The 17,299-nt window shown below is 71.1% G+C and carries 17 protein-coding genes; 10 read left to right on the top strand and 7 right to left on the bottom strand.

Going from position 1 to position 17,299, the window contains the following annotated elements; translation table 11 throughout:
* Nucleotides 1-34: 34 nt before the first annotated feature.
* A complete protein-coding gene (serA, locus tag EFA46_RS04260) occupies nt 35-1,618 on the top strand; it encodes a phosphoglycerate dehydrogenase (protein WP_123074478.1) in 1,584 nt (527 codons plus the stop codon).
* Between the two features lie 30 nt (nt 1,619-1,648).
* Here the strand turns inward: serA and EFA46_RS04255 are convergent, their stop codons facing one another.
* Genes EFA46_RS04255 through EFA46_RS04245 form a run of 3 tightly spaced genes read right to left on the bottom strand, consistent with a single transcriptional unit; the run spans nt 1,649 to nt 2,821 of the window.
* The gene (locus EFA46_RS04255; protein WP_123074479.1) at nt 1,649-2,212 is read right to left on the bottom strand and encodes a stage II sporulation protein M; all 564 of its coding nucleotides are present in this window, start codon (nt 2,210-2,212) and stop codon (nt 1,649-1,651) included.
* On the bottom strand, nt 2,213-2,482 hold the full coding sequence (locus tag EFA46_RS04250) for a hypothetical protein (RefSeq protein WP_123074480.1): 270 nt from the start codon (nt 2,480-2,482) through the stop codon (nt 2,213-2,215).
* A 27-nt stretch (nt 2,483-2,509) separates the two neighbouring features.
* Nucleotides 2,510-2,821: a hypothetical protein gene (locus EFA46_RS04245; RefSeq protein ID WP_123074481.1), complete on the bottom strand. Its 312-nt coding sequence runs from the start codon at nt 2,819-2,821 to the stop codon at nt 2,510-2,512.
* Between the two features lie 194 nt (nt 2,822-3,015).
* On the opposite strand from EFA46_RS04245, the gene EFA46_RS04240 reads away from it, so the two are divergent.
* On the top strand, nt 3,016-3,621 hold the full coding sequence (locus EFA46_RS04240) for a Yip1 family protein (protein WP_158604243.1): 606 nt from the start codon (nt 3,016-3,018) through the stop codon (nt 3,619-3,621).
* Here EFA46_RS04240 and EFA46_RS04235 read toward each other — a convergent pair.
* Both EFA46_RS04235 and thrC read right to left on the bottom strand, forming a co-directional pair.
* Nucleotides 3,618-4,352 carry a hypothetical protein gene (locus EFA46_RS04235; protein ID WP_123074483.1) on the bottom strand — a complete coding sequence of 245 codons (735 nt, stop codon included), beginning with the start codon at nt 4,350-4,352 and terminating at the stop codon, nt 3,618-3,620. The two genes, EFA46_RS04240 and EFA46_RS04235, sit on opposite strands and share 4 nt — an antisense overlap.
* Nucleotides 4,353-4,434: 82 nt before the next feature.
* Complete coding sequence (thrC, locus tag EFA46_RS04230) at nt 4,435-5,682, bottom strand: threonine synthase (protein ID WP_123074484.1); 1,248 nt, start codon at nt 5,680-5,682, stop codon at nt 4,435-4,437.
* A 134-nt stretch (nt 5,683-5,816) separates the two neighbouring features.
* On the opposite strand from thrC, the gene EFA46_RS04225 reads away from it, so the two are divergent.
* Entirely contained in the window at nt 5,817-7,685 is a 1,869-nt protein-coding gene (locus EFA46_RS04225; RefSeq protein ID WP_123074485.1) for a PAS domain-containing sensor histidine kinase, read from the top strand.
* A gap of 44 nt (nt 7,686-7,729) precedes the next feature.
* On the top strand, nt 7,730-7,924 hold the full coding sequence (locus EFA46_RS04220) for a hypothetical protein (RefSeq protein WP_123074486.1): 195 nt from the start codon (nt 7,730-7,732) through the stop codon (nt 7,922-7,924).
* A 12-nt stretch (nt 7,925-7,936) separates the two neighbouring features.
* On the opposite strand, the gene EFA46_RS04215 is transcribed toward EFA46_RS04220, so the two are convergent.
* Together EFA46_RS04215 and EFA46_RS04210 are read right to left on the bottom strand one after the other, a co-directional pair.
* Nucleotides 7,937-9,124 (bottom strand): homoserine O-acetyltransferase, encoded by a 1,188-nt coding sequence (locus tag EFA46_RS04215; RefSeq protein ID WP_123074487.1) that lies wholly within the window; start codon nt 9,122-9,124, stop codon nt 7,937-7,939.
* Entirely contained in the window at nt 9,121-10,413 is a 1,293-nt protein-coding gene (locus EFA46_RS04210; RefSeq protein ID WP_123074488.1) for an O-acetylhomoserine aminocarboxypropyltransferase/cysteine synthase family protein, read from the bottom strand. Before EFA46_RS04210 ends, EFA46_RS04215 begins: the two co-directional genes overlap by 4 nt.
* Before the next feature lie 105 nt (nt 10,414-10,518).
* Between EFA46_RS04210 and EFA46_RS04205 the strand changes: the two genes are divergently transcribed.
* The 6 genes from EFA46_RS04205 (at nt 10,519) to EFA46_RS04180 (ending at nt 17,281) form a co-directional block, all read left to right on the top strand.
* Nucleotides 10,519-11,154 carry a helix-turn-helix domain-containing protein gene (locus EFA46_RS04205; protein WP_123074489.1) on the top strand — a complete coding sequence of 212 codons (636 nt, stop codon included), beginning with the start codon at nt 10,519-10,521 and terminating at the stop codon, nt 11,152-11,154.
* Between the two features lie 55 nt (nt 11,155-11,209).
* Entirely contained in the window at nt 11,210-12,556 is a 1,347-nt protein-coding gene (locus EFA46_RS04200; protein WP_123074490.1) for a cytochrome P450, read from the top strand.
* 175 nt (nt 12,557-12,731) lie between these two features.
* Nucleotides 12,732-12,899, top strand: coding sequence for a hypothetical protein (locus tag EFA46_RS04195; protein WP_158604244.1), 168 nt, complete (start codon nt 12,732-12,734; stop codon nt 12,897-12,899).
* 48 nt (nt 12,900-12,947) lie between these two features.
* Nucleotides 12,948-15,230, top strand: coding sequence for an NAD-dependent DNA ligase LigA (gene ligA, locus EFA46_RS04190; RefSeq protein ID WP_123074491.1), 2,283 nt, complete (start codon nt 12,948-12,950; stop codon nt 15,228-15,230).
* Between the two features lie 133 nt (nt 15,231-15,363).
* The gene (locus EFA46_RS04185; protein WP_123074492.1) at nt 15,364-15,834 is read left to right on the top strand and encodes a hypothetical protein; all 471 of its coding nucleotides are present in this window, start codon (nt 15,364-15,366) and stop codon (nt 15,832-15,834) included.
* A 46-nt stretch (nt 15,835-15,880) separates the two neighbouring features.
* Nucleotides 15,881-17,281 (top strand): signal recognition particle protein Srp54, encoded by a 1,401-nt coding sequence (locus tag EFA46_RS04180; RefSeq protein WP_123074493.1) that lies wholly within the window; start codon nt 15,881-15,883, stop codon nt 17,279-17,281.
* Nucleotides 17,282-17,299 lie beyond the last annotated feature (18 nt).

Below are 17,299 nucleotides of genomic sequence, written 5' to 3'. Positions count from 1 at the left end.
AAGGGTTAATGCGCCGGGCGGGCTTTCGTCGTGCATGAAGGTACTCGTAACCGACCCCATCGCGGACGCCGGTTTGGACGTGCTCCGCGAGGCGGGCCACGAGGTCGAGACCGCGTACGACGTCGAGGGCGACGCACTCCTCGACGCCGTCTCCGACGCCAACGCCCTCATCGTCCGCTCGGGGACGGAGGTCACGGAAGCGGTCTTCGAGGCCGCACCCGACCTCGTCATCGTCGGCCGCGCCGGCATCGGCGTCGACAACATCGACATCGACGCCGCGACCGAGCACGGCGTCATCGTCGCGAACGCCCCCGAGGGGAACGTTCGCGCGGCCGCCGAGCACACCGTCGCGATGGCGTTCGCCGCCGCGCGCTCCATCCCGCAGGCCCACGCCCGCCTGAAGGACGGCGAGTGGGCGAAGTCCGACTACCTCGGCACCGAGGTCAACGGCAAGACCCTCGGCGTCGTCGGCCTCGGCCGGGTCGGCCAGGAGGTCGCGAAGAAGCTCGGCTCCCTCGGCATGGACCTCGTCGCCTACGACCCCTACATCGGCGAGGAGCGCGCCGAGCAGCTCGGCGCGGAGCTCGTCGACATCGACGAGTGCCTCGAGCGCGCGGACTTCCTCACCGTCCACGTCCCGCTCACCCCGGAGACGGAGAACCTCATCGACGAGGACGCGCTCGCGAACCTCGAAGGCGGCTACCTCGTGAACTGCGCGCGCGGCGGCGTCGTCGACGAGGACGCGCTCGCCGACGCCGTCGAGGACGGCGTCATGAAGGGCGCGGCCATCGACGTCTTCGCGGAGGAGCCCCTCCCGGAGGACGCGAAGGTCCTCGACGTCGACGACATCGTCGTCACCCCGCACCTCGGCGCCTCCACGGAGGCCGCACAGGAGCACGTCGCCGTCTCGACGGCCGAGCAGGTCGTCGCGGCGTTCAACGACGAGCCCGTGCTGAACGCGCTGAACGCGCCCTCCGTGGACGAGTCCGCGTTCCCCCGCATCCAGCCGTACATCGGCCTCGCCGAGACGGCAGGGAAGGTCGCCGCGCAGCTCTTCGACGAGCGCATCGACTCCATCGAGGTCTCCTACGCGGGCGACATCGCCGGCGAGGACGTCGACCTCGTCACCGCGAGCGCGCAGAAGGGCGTCTTCGAGCCCCTCGAGTGGAACGTGAACGCGGTGAACGCCCCGCGCGTCGCCGAGGAGCGCGGCATCGACGTCACGGAGACGAAGAGCCGCTCCTCCGAGGACTTCCAGAGCCTCGTCACCGTCACCGTCAGCGACGGCGAGGACGAGCTCTCGGTCTCCGGGACGCTCTTCGCGGGCGACGACCCGCGTCTCGTCTCCATCGACGGCTACCGCGTCGACGCCATCCCGCACGGCCACATGCTCATCGCGCGCAACCGCGACGAGCCCGGCGTCATCGGCTACATCGGGACGGTGCTCGGCGAGTACGACGTGAACATCGCCGGCATGTTCAACGCCCGCGAGACCGACGGCGGCGAGGCGCTCACCGTCTACAACCTCGACGACGACCTCCCGGACGCGGCGCGCGCGGACCTCGAGTCCGACTCGCGCATCACCGAGATCAAGGAGATCGAGCTGAACGGCGCGTAAGCCGACGAGCGCCGAGGCGTTTCCAGTTTTCTACGCGGTGAGTGCGCGCGCCAGCGGGACGGAGACGTAGGCTTCCACGAGCGCCGCAGCGGCGAGGAGCGCGGTCGCACTCGCGGCGAGCACGACGACATCGCGGACGTCGCGCATCGACATCGGGCGTTCGCGGCGATGCCGGAGGTACGCGAGGAAGGTCGCCGGAACGCGGAAGCCGGCGGCCGCAGCGAGCCACAGCGCTGGCAGTTCGAACACCGCGTGAGGGGCCAGTAACGCGACGAAGACGGCCGGATGTCCGTCGGCGCTCGCGGCGGCCGCGAGCGACCCGACGAGGACGCCGTTCTGGACGAGCGCCACCGCGGTCGGCACGCCGAGGAGGACGCCACCGGCGACGAGGAGACCGGCGGCGATGGCGTTGTTCACGAAGACCGCCGACGCAGAGACCGTCACCGTCGGCGCCGACTGCGCGCCCGCCGACGTCGGGACGCGACCGCCGAGCACGTAGCCGAGGAGCGCACCGGCGAGCGTGAGTGCGGCGGCCACGCCGACGTGCCGGCGGGCGGTCGCGACGATGCGGTGGACGGCGAGCACCGACCGCATTCAGGCGCCGAGGCCGGTCGCGCTCGTTCGCTCGCCGACCAGCACGCCGACGCAGAAGACGAGGCCGACGCCGACGACCCCGAGGACGGCGTAGCGGTACCACGGCGCTCCGAGACGCCACGCGAGGAAGACCGTCACCCCGATGGGAGCGGCGATACCGGCGGCGAGTGCGGTGTTGGTGTCGGCGACGGCAGCGAGCATCCGCCGGAAGACGACGGCCCAGCACGCGAACGATACGAGTCCCGTCAGCGCGGCGAGTGCGTACGCCATTGTCTGATAAAAGAGGGTGAGGGGTGATTAAAGTACGAGCGCGCCTCCCGTCGCGGCGGCACCGGCGCCGAGCGCGGCGGCCGTCCCGGACGCGCTCACGTACGTGGCGGCGCCGCTCGCGGCCGTTCCCGTACCGCTGACGACGGCCGACCCACCGGCGAGAGCGCTATCGGCGTCGAGGTCGTCGTTGTACGCCTTGTACGCGAGGTACGCGCCGCCGAGGTCGGTGGCCGCATGGTCGCTTACGACCTGTGTGTTTCCGGTCGCGTCGTCGGACCCCACCGCCCCCGCACCGGCGAACACGACTCCGGCGGCGGCGAGCACGGCGAGTGCGAACACGACATCCCGTTCGGTGAACCCGTGGTGGCCTTGGTAAGACACGGCACTCGGTTCGTTACCCGGAGACACCATACCAGTCCCGTCCCGTCCAGCGGTGGGCAGTGCGTCGGGTGACGGGGGCATCGCCACCCGACGAGCGCGTCGCGGGTCGGCGAGCCGTCACCTATACCGCCCGCGCGGCGAAGACGCGAACCGTGTTCCGACTCGTCCTCGACCCGGACGCGTTCTTCCGCGACGGCGCGGCCGACCGGCTCGCCGGCGCGAGTGCCGTCGTCGGCGCCGCAGGCGTCGCCAACACGCTCGGTGCCGTCCTCCTCCTCTACTGGACGTGGGGGGCGGTGTCGCGCGCCGCGCCGCTCGTCACGATGACGTACGTCCTCACGATTGCCGGGACGGTGCTCGGGCAGTTCGCCGTCTGGGTCGGCTTCGCGGCCGCCTTTTACGCGCTCTCGGCCCTCCTCGGCGGAGGCGGGTCGTTTCGACGGCTCTTCACCGCAGTCGGTTGGGGGTTCTATCCGTCCATCGCGGGTGGCCTGCTGAGCGCCGGAGCGATACTCTCGCGTGGCTGGGGCGTCGATTTCCCCGACAGCGCCGGTTCCCTCGGCCCGTTCGTCCGTTCGCTCACGTCCGGTCCGCTCTTCGACGTCGTCTCGCTCGTCGGCGTCGTCCTGCTCCTCTGGAACGCCTCCAACTGGGTCTTCGCGGTGAAGCACACGCGTGACTTACCGCTCGCCCGCTCGCTCGCCGTCGTCTCCGTCCCCATCGCCGTCGCCGTCGCGTGGCGCCTCCTCTCACTCTAAGCCGTTTCGCCGCGCTCGATGCGCTCGGCGCGTTCGCGCCACCTGTCGACGAACGTACGCGTCCAGCTAGCGATGTCGGGACTGACGACGAGCGATTGGAGCGTCCCGTGCGGCCCCGTCGAGAAGAGGAGGACGTCGCCGTCGACCAGCGCCGCGCCGAGCGGCGGCGTGTCGTCGACCTGCCAGACGTCGAGGCCGGATGGCCCGGTGAGGCGTGACTCACCGAGCGCGTTCGCGGCAGTTTCGGCGATCACGACGTCGCCGGTGGTGTCGTCGGTGAACGGACATTTCGGGAGGACGGGGAAGACGCCATCGACCGATCCGGCCGCTTCGAGGAGCGCGCACGCTCGGTTCGAGGGCGCAGCGGGCGCGTCCGGCCGCGGACGGACGTGCTCGGCGTCCGCGAGCGCGGCGAGCGGGAGCCCGAGGTCCGCGAACGGGACGCCCTCGAGGAACGCCTCGAAGCGCCGGGCGACGTCGAGTTCCGCCTCGAGGCGTTCGATACCGGCCGCGAGCGCGGCACCGCGAGGCGTGAGTGTGTACGGTTGGCCCCCGTGGTCGTGGACGTAGCCGAGTCGCTGGAGGGCGCGGCGGTTGTCTCGGACGGTGGTCCTCGGTGCATCGAGTTCCCGGTGGAGGGTCCGGTCGGTCGCCGTCCCGTCCGCTATCGCGCGGAGAAGGCGAAGGCGGAGCGACGACCGAGTGACGTCGGCGAGGTCCTCGGCAGCCATGCGTCGCTAGGGACGCAGTTCAGACACCTGATAGTTTGTATGTTGCCTACGTATCGCTCAATATGTCGCCTGGTGGGCGAAGTTACAGGACGTCGAGCACGCCTTCGGTGTCGGCGGGCACGGACGTCATGTCGCCGCCGGCGGCGGCCGCGGCGTCCGGGTCCTTCAGCAGGTGGCCGGTCGTGAGGCAGACGACCTGCTCGTCCGCCTCGACCTCACCCTCGGCACGGAGTTTCCGCAGGCCCGCCACCGAGGCGGCGGACGCGGGCTCGACGCCGACGCCGTCGCGCGCGAGGGCGCGCTGGGCGTCCGTGATCTCCTCGTCCGTCACGGCGACGGCGGTGCCACCGGTGGCCTTCACGCCGGGGAGCGCCTTCGGCGCGTTCACGGGGTTGCCGATGCGGATCGCGGTCGCGACGGTCTCGACGTCCTCCCAGCGCCGCACTTCGTCGTTGCCCTCGCGGACGGCCTCGACCATCGGCGCCGCGCCCTCGGCCTGCACGCCCGTGAGCGCCGGCATCTCCTCTTCGTCCATCGCACCGGCCTCGACGAGCTCGCGGAAGCACTTGTAGAGCGCCGCCGTGTTCCCGGCGTTCCCGACGGGGAGGACGATGCGGTCCGGCCACTCGCCGGTCTCGGCGAGCGATTGCTCGAGTATCTCGAGGCCGATGGTCTTCTGGCCCTCGAGTCGGAAGGGGTTGATCGAGTTGAGGAGGTAGGCCTCGCCGCGGTCGGCGAGGTCCGCGACGATGTCGAGACAGGCGTCGAAGTTGCCCTCGACTTCGAGGATGCGCGCGCCGTGCAGGGAGGCCTGCGCGACCTTCCCGGCGGCGACCTTCCCGGCGGGCAGGAGGACGAGGACTTCGGTGTCGGCGCGCGCGCCGTAGCACGCGAGCGACGCCGACGTGTTCCCCGTGGACGCGCAGGCGAGGCGGTCGACGCCGAGGCGGTCGGCGACCTTCACGCCGACCGTCATGCCGCGGTCCTTGAACGCCCCCGTGGGGTTCATCCCCTCGTGTTTCACGCGGACGTCCGCGACGCCGACGTCGGCCTCGATCTTCGGGACGGTGTAGAGCGGCGTGTTCCCCTCTTCGATGGAGACGCCCTCGGCGAGGGGGAGGGCGTCCGCGTAGCGCCAGACGCCCGTGCCCTCGAACGCCTCGAAGGTCGGGTACTCCTCGTAGCGCACCTCGAGGAGGCCGTCGCAGTCCGGGCAGCGGTAGACGACGTCGTCGTAGGGCGCGACGGTCTCGCCGCACTCGATACACGCGAGCCAGACGCCGTCCGTCGCGACCGCGGGCGGTTCGCCGCCGAGAGTCAGGTCAGCCATACGTGTGGGTCACACGCGGACGACCAAATAGGGGACGGAGACTGCCTCGGTGGCCGGCCGAACGGGGTGGGACCCGGCGCGACCGCCGGGGAACATAGTTATCAACGTACGACACATGCTTCCGAGCGAACACGATGGGGAGGGAGCCCGAGGCGGACGACGGAACGTGGCCGGCGCTCGGCGGTGAGGGGGCGAACGTCTACGAGGTGATCTTCCGGGAGATGGAGGACGCCGTCTTCCTCGTGGACGTCGAGCGGACGGACGAGGGCTACGAGTTCGTCTTCCGGCGGAACAACGCCGCGCATCGGCGCCGAACCGGCCTCTCCGAGGACGAACTACGCGGGCAGACCCCGCGCGAGCTCCTCGGCGACGAGCAGGGCGCGGCCGTCGCGGCGAACTACCGGCGCTGCGTCGAGCGCGAGGAAGCCATCGAGTACGAGGAGACCCTCGATTTGCCGGGCGGGCGGAGCGACTGGCAGACGAAGCTCACTCCCGTCATGGCGGACGGCCGGGTGACGCAGCTCGTCGGCGTCGGACGCGACGTCACGGAGCGGAAGGCACAGCAGCGGGCGTTCGAGCGGACGGCGCGGCGCTTCGAGACCGTGTTGGAGACGATGACGGCGGCGGCGTTCCTGAAGGACACGAGCGGGCGGTACCGCCTGATGAATCAGGCGTGTCGCGACCTCCTCGGCGTCGAAGAGGGCGCAGTCGACGGGGTGACCGACGAGGAGCTCTTCCCGCCGGAGACCGCCGAGCGGGCGCGGGCGGACGACCGGCGGGTCATCGAGACCGGGGAGCGAATCGAGGTCGAGGAGACGGTTCCGACGACCGAGGGACACACGGTTCGGCTCACGCGGAAGGCACCCGTCTACGGCGACGACGGCGAGGTCACGGCCGTCTGCGGCGTCTCGACGGACATCACCGCGCAGAAGCGCCGCGAGGAGGAGTTGCGGCGGCTCACGGAGCGCTTCGAGCTCGCCGTCGAGGGCGCGAACATCGGCGTCTGGGACTGGGACATGACGACGGACGCGGTGGATTTCAACGAGAACTGGGCGCGGATGCTCGGCCACTCGCTCGAGGACATCGACCCCCATCTCGACGCGTGGGAGAGCCGCGTCCACCCGGACGACATCGGGGCGGCGAGCGACGCGCTCGAGGCGCATATCGCGGGCGAGAGCGAGTACTACGAGACCGAGCACCGGATGCGGACGGCGGACGGCGACTGGAAGTGGATCCGCGACGTCGGCGAGATCGTCGAGCGCGACGCGGACGGCGAGCCGGTTCGCGCCGTCGGCATCCACCTCGACATCGACGACCGGAAGCAGTACGAGCGGACGCTCGAGCGCCAGCGCGACAGCCTCGAGGTGCTCAACCAGATCGTCCGCCACGACGTCCGGAACGCCCTCCAGTTCGTGCTCGAGTACGGCGAGCTGCTCGACGACCACGTCGGCGAAGAGGGGGAGGCCTACCGCCGCCGGATCGTCCAGGCGGGACGCGAGGCCATCGACATCACGCGGACCGCCGGGGACGTCACGCGGGTGTTGCTCCGCTCGGAGACGTGCCACGTCCCGGTGGCGGTTCGGCCCGTCCTCGAGGAGCAGATAGCGGACGTGCGCGCGGGCCACGAGCGCGCCGTCGTCTCCGTCGAGGGCGCGCTCCCGGACGCCGAGGTGCGCGCGGACGACATGCTCGAGTCCGTGTTCCGGAACGTGCTGACGAACGCCGTCGTCCACAACGACGAGGACGTCCCCGAGGTCACCGTCTCCGCGAGCGCGGACGACGAGACGGTGCGGGTCCGAATCGCGGACAACGGCCCCGGGATACCGGACGACCAGAAGGAGCGGGTCTTCAGGGAGGGCGAGAAGGGCCTCGACAGCGAGGGGAGCGGACTGGGCCTCTACCTCGTGCGGACGCTCGTCGAGCGCTACGGCGGCGACGTCCGGGTGGCGGACAACGACCCGAAGGGGAGCGTCTTCACGGTCGAGTTGCGCCGCGACGACTGAGCGCGTGCCGGGCGCTTATGCCGGCGCGGGGCGATGGCTCGGACATGGAGACGACCCGTCGCGTCAGAGTGGCCGCCGCGTGCTGTATCGCGCTCGGCCTCGGTGGCGCCGGCCTCCTCTACGCACGGTCGGGGTTCGCGCGTCCCGCCGCGCTCGCGGCGTGCGCGCTCGTCGCGTTCGTCGGCGTCCTGCTGTCCCGGCGCGCGGCGGGCGCGGGCGAGCGCAAACCCGACTGGTGAGCCGCCGGCCGCTCAGGCGTCCGGGAGGAGGCCCGTGCAGACGCGGGGGTAGTCGGGCGTGGTGTCGCGGGTGCGCGTCGTCGTGACGGCGTTCGCGCCGCGCTCCAGGAGGGTGCGGACGGGCGGGCCGACGCGGTCGGGTTCGACGAGGAAGGCGTCGTGGCCGTACTCGCTCTCGACGACGCGATGGGAGACGGCGGCGGGGCCGGCCTCGAAGGCGTCCGCGATGGTCTCGCCGCCCTCGACGGGGAAGTGCCAGTCGCCGGTGAAGGAGACGACGAGCGCGTCGCCCGCGTAGTCCGCGAGCGCCTCGGCGTCCGAGTTGTAGTCCTCGGCGAGGTCGTACTCGTCGAGCGCGCGCAGGAGGTAGAGGTAGCTGTTCGCGTCGAAGCGCTCGGTGAAGCGCTCGGCGTTGTAGTCGAGGTAGGAGGCGACGTCCCGGTAGGGGAAGCCCTTCGCGCTCGGGTCAGTGCGCTCCTCGGGTTGGCGTTCGGCGACGCGGCGGCCGAAGCGGTCGCGCATCGAGGCCTTCGAGAGGTACATCGCGTGGCCGATGCGGCGCGCGACGGCGAGGCCGCCGCTGGGTTCGGGGCCGCCGTAGTAGTCGCCGTCGCCGTAGTCGGGGTCGTTCGTGATGGCGCGGCGCGCGGCGGTGTTGAGGCCGAGGCACTGCGCGTCGAGGCGCGGGCTCGTGGCGATGGCGGCGACGCGCTCGACGCGCTCGGGGTAGCGCTTCGCCCAGTCGATGGCGTTCATGCCGCCGACGCTCCCGCCGACGACGGCGTAGAGCGTCTCCACGCCGAGTTCGTCGAGGAGGCGGGCCTGACTGCGCGTCCAGTCGCCGACCGTGACGGACGGGAAGTCGGGGCCGTAGGGCTCGCCGTCGGGGCCCTCGCTCGCGGGGCCGGTGGTGCCGTAGCAGGAGCCGGGGACGTTCGCGCAGACGACGTGGTAGGCGCGGGTGTCGATGGGTTTGCCGGGGCCGACGAGCGCGTCCCACCAGCCGGCGGCCTGCCCGCTGACGCCCTCGGGGGCGGGCCCGGCGACGTACTGGCTCCCCGTGAGGGCGTGGCAGACGAGGACGGTGGGGTTCTCGCGCTCGCCGTACTCGGCGTAGGCGACGTCGAGGTCGAGTTCGCCGCCGCGCTCGAACGCGAACGACCCGACGCTCGCGACGTCGTCGCGGCGGCCGTAGCTCATCGCGACGTCTCCTCGATGCCGTGTTCGACGTCCGCGAGGACGTCAGCGGGGTCCTCGATGCCGACGGAGAGCCGAACCATGTCGGGCGTGACGCCCGAAGCGCGCTGTTCGTCCTCGCTCAGTTGGGCGTGCGTCGTGCTCGCGGGGTGGATGACGAGCGTCTTCGCGTCCCCGATGTTCGCGAGGAAGGACGCGAGGTCGGTGGACTCGCAGAAGCGCTTGCCGGCCTCGTAGCCGCCCTCGAGGCCGAACGTGATCATGCCACCGTAGCCGCCGTCGAGGTACTCGCTGGCGTTGGCGTGGGTCTCGTGGTCGGCGAGACCGGGGTAGCTCACCCATGCGACCGCCTCGTGGTCGGCGAGGTACTCGGCGACGATGGCGGCGTTCTCGCAGTGGCGCTCCATGCGGAGGCCGAGCGTCTCCAACCCCTGCATCGTCTGCCACGCGTCGAAGGGCTTCTGGGCGTTCCCGAGCGTTCTGGTACCTCGGAGGCGGGTCGCGGCGGCCATCGGGGCGTCCGGGAAGCGCTCGGAGAGGTTGAGGCCGTGGTAGGCGGGGTTGTCGCCGCCGATTTCGGGGTAGTCCTCCGGGTCCCAGTCGAAGGTGCCGCCGTCGATGACGACGCCGCCGAGGGTGGTGCCGGAGCCGTGGAGCCACTTCGTCGTGGAGTGCCAGACGACGTCCGCGCCGTGTTCGAGCGGGCGACAGAGCGCGGGCGTCGCGAACGTGTTGTCGACGAAGAGCGGGACGCCGTGGTCGTGGGCGACGTCGGCGATGGCCTCGATGTCGGGGACGACGAGCGAGGGGTTGCCGATGGTTTCGAGGTGGACGAAGGCGGTGTCCTCGTCGATGGCGTCCGCGTAGGCGTCGACGTCGAGCGTGTCCACGAAGCGCGCCTCGATGCCGCGTCGGCTCGCGGTGCCGGTGAGGTAGGTGCGGGTGCCGCCGTAGATGTCGGACGCGGAGACGACGTTGTCGCCGGCTTCCGCGAGGACGAACGTCGCGGCGTCGAAGGCCGCCATCCCCGAGGCCGTCGCGACGGCGCCGGCGCCGCCGGCGAGGCTGGCGAGGCGCTCTTCGAGCGTCGCGACGGTCGGGTTGCTGATGCGCGAGTAGAGGTCGCCCTCCTCCTCGAGGGCGTAGAGGGCGGCGGCGTGCTCGGCGCCCTCGAAGACGTAGGAGGTGGTCTGATAGATGGGGGGTGCGCGCGCGCCGGTCGCGGCGTCGGGGTGGGCCTGCCCGGCGTGGACGGTCCGGGTGTCGAACCGCCGGTCGTCCTCGTCGCTCATGTACTGTATGCATATTCTCCCAGAGGGATATGCACGGCAGTTACGGCAACGTTCGCCGATTACCGGCGGGGCGGATATTTGACGCGGGAGGGCGTACCCCGGGTCGTGAAACGGCTCAGCGTCACGTTCGACCGGACGGGTGAGGACGCCGCGCGCTTCGCGCCCGCCGAGGGGCGTCGCGGTCGCCTCCGGACCGTCAGGCGGTGTCGCGACGGCACCGTCCTCGAGCTCTGCCAGTTCGAGCACCCCGTCGCCGCCGCCGTCGCGGACGCCCTCGACGCCGACGCGCACGTCCGCGACCACGCCGTCGTCGACGACCACACCCTCTACGTCCACCTCCGACCCGGTGCACGCGTCCGCTCCCTGCTCGACCGCCTCGGGTCCCACCGACTCGTCCTCGACACGCCCGTCCACTTCGACGACGAGCACGTCACCGTCACCCTCCTCGGACCCGCCGCGCGCATCAGCGAGGCCGCGAGCGCGCTCCCTGAGGCCGTGCGCGCGGACATGCGCGTCGAGCGCCTCACCGAGTACACGGGCGAGGACGCGCTCCACGCCGCGCTCACGGAGCGCCAGCGCGACGTCCTCGCGGCAGCCGTCGCCGCCGGCTACTACGAGAGCCCACGCGGCGCGACCGTCGCGGACGTCGCCGACGACCTCGGCGTCTCCCCCTCCACCGTCTCCGAGCACCTGCGGAAGATCGAAGCGCGCGTCCTCCCCCACCTCCTCGACGGTATATAAGTAGCCGGCGAATGCCGGCAGTACGGATTCCCCCGGGGCGCGCCTCCCCATCGGTATGCAGCGACAGCGCATCCCCGGCCCGGACGGGACGCCGGTCGTCGGCGACACGCTCGCGTTCGCCGACGACCCCCTCGAGTTCGCCACCCGAATCGCCCGCGAGTACGGCGACGTCGCGCGCTACGACCTCGGGACGGAGGACGTCGTGCAGGTCTCCGCGCCCGAGCTCGTCGAGCACGTCCTCGTGCAGAACAACCAGGCCTACCGGAAGGGCGAGCGCTTCCAGACGTCGCTGCGCCCGACGCTCGGGAGCGGCCTCCTCACGAGCGAGGGCGAGTACTGGCGCGAGCAGCACCACGCGATGCAGCCGGCCTTCTACCCGCGAATGCTCGAGGCGTACGCGGACGTGATGGCCGAGTACACCGAGCGGATGCTCGCGGAGTGGGAGGACGGCGAGGTCCGCAACGTCCACGAGGAGATGATGCAGCTCACGGTCGAAATCGCCGCTCAGGCGCTCTTTGACGTCGACATCCGCGAGGAGGAGGGCGCCATCGCCGACGCGCTCGAAGCCCTGATGGACGACGCCTCCGCGCGGATGCGCCGACCCGTCCAAGTGCCGCGCTGGCTCCCGACGCCCGGCAACGAGCGCTTCGGGAGCGCACAGGAGACGCTGAACGACGTCGTCGACTCGATCATCGCCGAGCACCGCGCCGCGAGCGACGCGGCCCGCGACGGGACGGACGTCCTCTCGATACTCCTGAACGCCACCGACCACACGGGCGCGCCGCTGACGGACGAGCAGATCCGCGACGAGGTCGTGACGATCCTGCTCGCCGGCCACGAGACGACGGCGCTTGCGCTCACCTACACCCTCCACGCGCTCGGGCGGACCGACGGCGCCCGCGAGCGCCTCGAGGCCGAGGTCGACGACGTGCTCGGCGAGCGGACGCCCGGCTCCGACGACCTCGACGACCTCGCGGAGACGGAGCGAGCGGTGAAAGAGGGGCTGCGGCTCTACCCGCCGGTCTGGCAGCTCGTGCGCGAGGCGGACGAGCGCGATGAGCTCGGCGGCCACGAGATCGAACCCGGGCAGACCGTCGCGATGCACCAGTGGGTCGTCCACCGCGACCCACGGTGGTACGACGACCCGACGGAGTTCCGCCCGGGGCGCTGGACCGGCGAGTTCGAGGCCGACCTCCCGAAGTTCGCCTACTTCCCGTTCGGCGGCGGCCCCCGGCGGTGCATCGGCGACCGCTTCGCGATGCAGGAGGCGCGTCTCGCGCTCGCGACCATCGTCCGCGACTGGCGCCTCGAACCGCGGGCGGAGCTCTCGTTCGACCCGTCGATCACGCTCCGGCCGGACGGCCCGGTCGAGATGCGGGTCACGCGACGGAGCACGGAGTGAGCCGTCGCGGACAGGGCGAGCGGCGGGAGCCGCGAGTCACGCGGCGGCAGCAGAGCGTGTAGGTTCTGCGTGTCTCGTGAACGGCGAGCGAACCGCCGCGACGACGCGAGCGGGGTGCGCCACGCCGCTCGAAGCGACCCCCGGTTCTTTTTGCGGGCGCGTCGAACGCCGAGACATGCCCTCGACCGCCGGCGGGGAGACGCTGCTCGCGGCGTCGCTGACGGCGGGCGTCGCGCTCACGGCGGGCGTCGTCGGCGCGTCGCGGTGGTGGGTGCAGGCGTCGCTCGTCGGCGCGGCGGTGCTCGCGGCGCACGCGGTCGCGTCGCGGTATCGGCGCGAGTAGGACGCCGACCGCCCGAGGCGTTACGGGGACGGGCGCAGTAGTCGGCGTATGCCCGATTCGCTCTCGGACCTCGAGGGGGCCGAGGACCTCGACCCCGAGAACCCGTACGTCACGGACCCGAACCTCGACTTCAGGGACGTCGACGAGCTCGACGAGGACGAAGCCGAGACGCAAGCAACGTACCTCCGCGAGGCGGTGCGCTTCCACGACTATCGCTACTACGTGCTGAACGACCCCGTGATCGCGGACCGCGCGTACGACCGGCTCTTCGAGCGCCTGCGCGACCTCGAGGACGCCTTCGACCTCCGGACGCCCGAGTCGCCGACGCGACGCGTCGGCGGCGAGCCGCTCGAGGAACTCGGCACCGTCGAGCACGTCGTCCCGATGCTCTCCATCGACTCGAGCGGCGACGCCGAGGACGTCCGGGACTTCGACCGGCGCGTCCGGCGCGAGCTCGACGGCGCGGCCGTCACGTACGTCTGCGAGCCGAAGTTCGACGGGCTCTCCGTCGAGCTCGTCTACGTCGACGGGCGCTACGTGCGCGCGGCGACCCGCGGGGACGGCGAGACCGGCGAGGACGTGACGGAGAACGTCCGCACGGTCGAGTCCGTCCCCCAGCGGCTGCGCGGGGACCACCCGGACGTCCTCGTCGTCAGGGGGGAGGTCTACATCCCGAAGGACGCCTTTCAGGCGTACAACCGCGAGCGCGTCGAGCGCGGCGACGAGCCGTTCGCGAACCCGCGGAACGCCGCCGCCGGCACCCTCCGCCAGCTCGACCCCTCGGTGACGGCCGAGCGCCCGCTCGACTGCTACGTCTACGACGTCCTCGCGGCGTGGAACGCGCCCGAGGGCGACGGGAGCGCCGGAGACGGGGAAGCGGACGGTGCCGTTCGCGAGGCGTGGGCGGCGTGGCGGGCCGACGAGGCGTCGGTCGCGGACCTGCTCGACGCGCTCTCGGAGACGGTGTCGGCGTCGAGCGGCGCGCACGCGAGCGATGTCGACGGGCTGGAGACGCAGTGGGGCGAGCTCGGGCGGTTCCCGGACTGGGGGTTGAAGACGAACGACCGCGACCGGCACGTCGAGGACGTCGAGGCGGCCATCGACTACCGCGACGACCTGCGGGAGGCCCGCGAGTCGCTGAACTACGACATCGACGGCACGGTGCTGAAGGTGAACGACCGCGCGCAGTGCGAGGCGCTCGGGACGACGGCGCGCCACTACCGGTGGGCGTACGCCTACAAGTTCCCGCCGCGCACCGAACGCACGACCGTCACGGACGTCGTCGTGCAGGTCGGGCGAACGGGTCGGCTGACGCCGGTCGCGCTCTTGGAGCCCGTGCAGGTGAGCGGCGTCACCGTCTCGCGCGCGAGCCTCCACAACCCCGAGGAGCTCGCGGCGTTGGGCGTGAACGTCGGCGACGAGGTGCGCGTCGAGCGCGCGGGCGACGTCATCCCGTACGTCGACGCGGTGGTCGAGAAGCACAGCGAAGGCGCGTACGAGTTCCCCGAGGAGTGCCCGGTCTGCGGGAGCGCCGTCGAGTACGACGGCCCCGTCGCCTACTGCACCGGGGGGTTGGCCTGCGACGCCCAGCTCGTCCGCGCCGTCGCGTACTTCACGGACGTCCTCGACGTCGAGGGCGTCGGCGAGAGCGCCGCCGAGCAGCTCGTCGAGTCGGGACTGGTCGAGACGGACGTCGCCGACCTCTACGACCTCGACGTCGACGACCTCGCGGCGCTCGACGGATGGGGCGAGACGAGCGCGCAGAACCTCGTGGACGAACTCGAGGGCGCGCGCCACCCGCCGCTCGGCGACTTCCTCGCCGCCATCGGCATCCCGGAGGTCGGCCCGACCGTCGCCGCCGATGTAGCGGCCCACTTCGGGACGCTGGACGCCGTCCTCGACGCCGACGAGGCCGAGTACGAGGCCGTCGACGGCGTCGGGCCGACCGTCGCCGGACACGTCGCGGAGTTCCTCGACAACGAGCGCAACCGTCGCGTCATCGAGCGCCTGCGCGAGGAGTCGCGACTGGGCGAGCCCGAGTCGGCCGAGGCCGCGCCAGCGGGCGACGAGCTCGACGGCGAGACGTACGTCTTCACGGGGAGCGTCGCGGGGTGGACGCGGGACGAGCTCCACGACCTCGTCGAGCGCCACGGCGGGTCGGCGACGTCCTCTGTGTCCTCGAACACGGACTACCTCGTCGTCGGCGAGAACCCCGGAACGGCGAAGCGCGACGCCGCCGAGGACCACGGCGTCGACGAGCTCGACCCCGGGGCGTTCTTCGACTCGCTCGCCGAGCGCGGAATCGACGTCGAGACCCCGGACGGTAGTTAGTTATGTAACCATTCATCTAATACAGCCTCGAATACACGTCCCTTCGGGCGTGTCGCGTGCAAGTGGTACCCTCAGTAGTTAGGTACATACTTCGTGTACCCGTCACCAGTATCCGGGAGAGTAAGGGGCACGGATGAGCGACGACATCAGCGACGAACGGATGCGGAGCGGCCGAGGAATCGCGCGGCGGCCGAACGAGAGCGCCGAGTCCCTCGTGCGGGAGTCGAGTCACCTCACCAAGTGGCTCTACGACCGCTACGGCGACGGGCTCCGGACCGTCCTCGTCTACGACGGCGCCGTGAGCGAGTACACCTACCTCGCCGACCACGTCGGCGAGCAGTACAGCGACGCGGAGCTCGAGCGCATCGCGGACGAGCACGCCTTCCAGGACTCGCTCTCCAACCCGCACTACGAGTCGCTCTTCCACCTCGGCGGGACGGAGGCGACGGTGACGCTCTTCGAGGGCGCGACGCTCGTGCAAGTGCCGTTCGACAACACGACCGGCGTCGTCCTCACCGTGGACCGCGCACGCTCGCTCGACGTCAACGCACTCGTCGAGACGGCGCGCGAGGAACACCGCCCGGAGTTCGTCTCCGAGGCGTGAGCCACGATAAAGCCTTTAATGCGTCCTCGGCGTCTAGAGTAGACAAATGGTACTCGACGACCTCGGGAGTTCCCTCAGGGGCACGCTCGACTCGCTCCGTGGGAAGTCCCGGATAGACGAGGAAGACGTCGAGAAGGTCGTCAAGGAGATCCAGCGCTCCTTGCTCCAGGCCGACGTCGACGTCTCGCTCGTGATGGAGCTCTCCGACTCCATCGAGGAGCGCTCGCTGGAGGAGGAGCCACCGGCCGGCACGACGGCGCGCGACCACGTCCTCCGCATCGTCTACGAGGAGCTCGTTGACCTCGTCGGCGAATCCACGGAGCTCCCCCTCGAGGAGCAGACGGTCATGCTCGCCGGCCTCCAGGGGTCGGGGAAGACGACGACCGCCGCGAAGATGGCGTGGTGGTTCTCGAAGAAGGGCCTCCGCCCCGCCGTCATCCAGACCGACACCTTCCGCCCCGGCGCCTACGAGCAGGCCAAGCAGATGTGCGAGCGCGCCGAGGTCGACTTCTACGGGGACCCCGACGAGGACGACCCCGTGAAGATCGCGCGCGACGGCCTCGAGGCGACCGAGGACGCCGACGTCCGTATCGTCGACACCGCCGGTCGCCACGCCCTCGAGGACGACCTCATCGACGAGATCGAGGAGATCGAGGCCACCGTCCAGCCGGACCGCTCCCTGCTCGTCCTCGACGCCGCCATCGGGCAGGGCGCGAAGGACCAGGCCACGCAGTTCGAAACCTCCGTCGGCATCGACGGCGTCGTCATCACGAAACTCGACGGCACCGCGAAGGGTGGGGGCGCCCTGACAGCGGTCAACGAAACCGGCTCGACCATCGCCTTCCTCGGCTCCGGCGAAACCGTTCAGGACATCGAGCGCTTCGAGCCCAGCGGCTTCATCTCCCGTCTGCTGGGGATGGGCGACCTCAAGCAGCTCACCGAGCGCGTCGAGCGCGCGATGGAGGAGACCCAGGCCGAGGAGGAGGAGGACTGGGACCCCGAGGACATGCTGAAGGGGGAGTTCACCCTCAAGGACATGAAGCGTCAGATGGACGCGATGAACAAGATGGGGCCGCTCGACCAGGTGATGGACATGATCCCCGGAATGGGCGGGGGTCTCATGGACCAGCTCCCGGACGACGCGATGGACGTCACCCAGGACCGCATGCGGAACTTCGAGGTCGTCATGGACTCGATGACCGAGGACGAACTCGAGAACCCGCGCTCCATCGGCGCCTCGCAGGTCCGTCGCATCGCGAAGGGCTCCGGGCAGGGCGAGGAGACCGTCCGCGAGCTCCTGGAGCAGCACAAGATGATGTCGCGCACGATGAAGCAGTTCCAGGGGATGGGCGACGGCGACATGCAGCGGATGATGAAGAAGATGCAGCAGGGCGACGGCGGCATGGGCGGCGGCGGTGGCGGCATGGGCGGCCTCGGCCCCTTCTGAGGCGCGCATCGCGCGTCG

Origin of the sequence: Halarchaeum sp. CBA1220 (assembly GCF_003721175.2) — an archaeon.
Lineage (GTDB): Archaea > Halobacteriota > Halobacteria > Halobacteriales > Halobacteriaceae > Halarchaeum > Halarchaeum grantii.
Note: the sequence above shows the minus strand (reverse complement) of the source record. Positions and strands in the feature narration are given on the sequence as shown.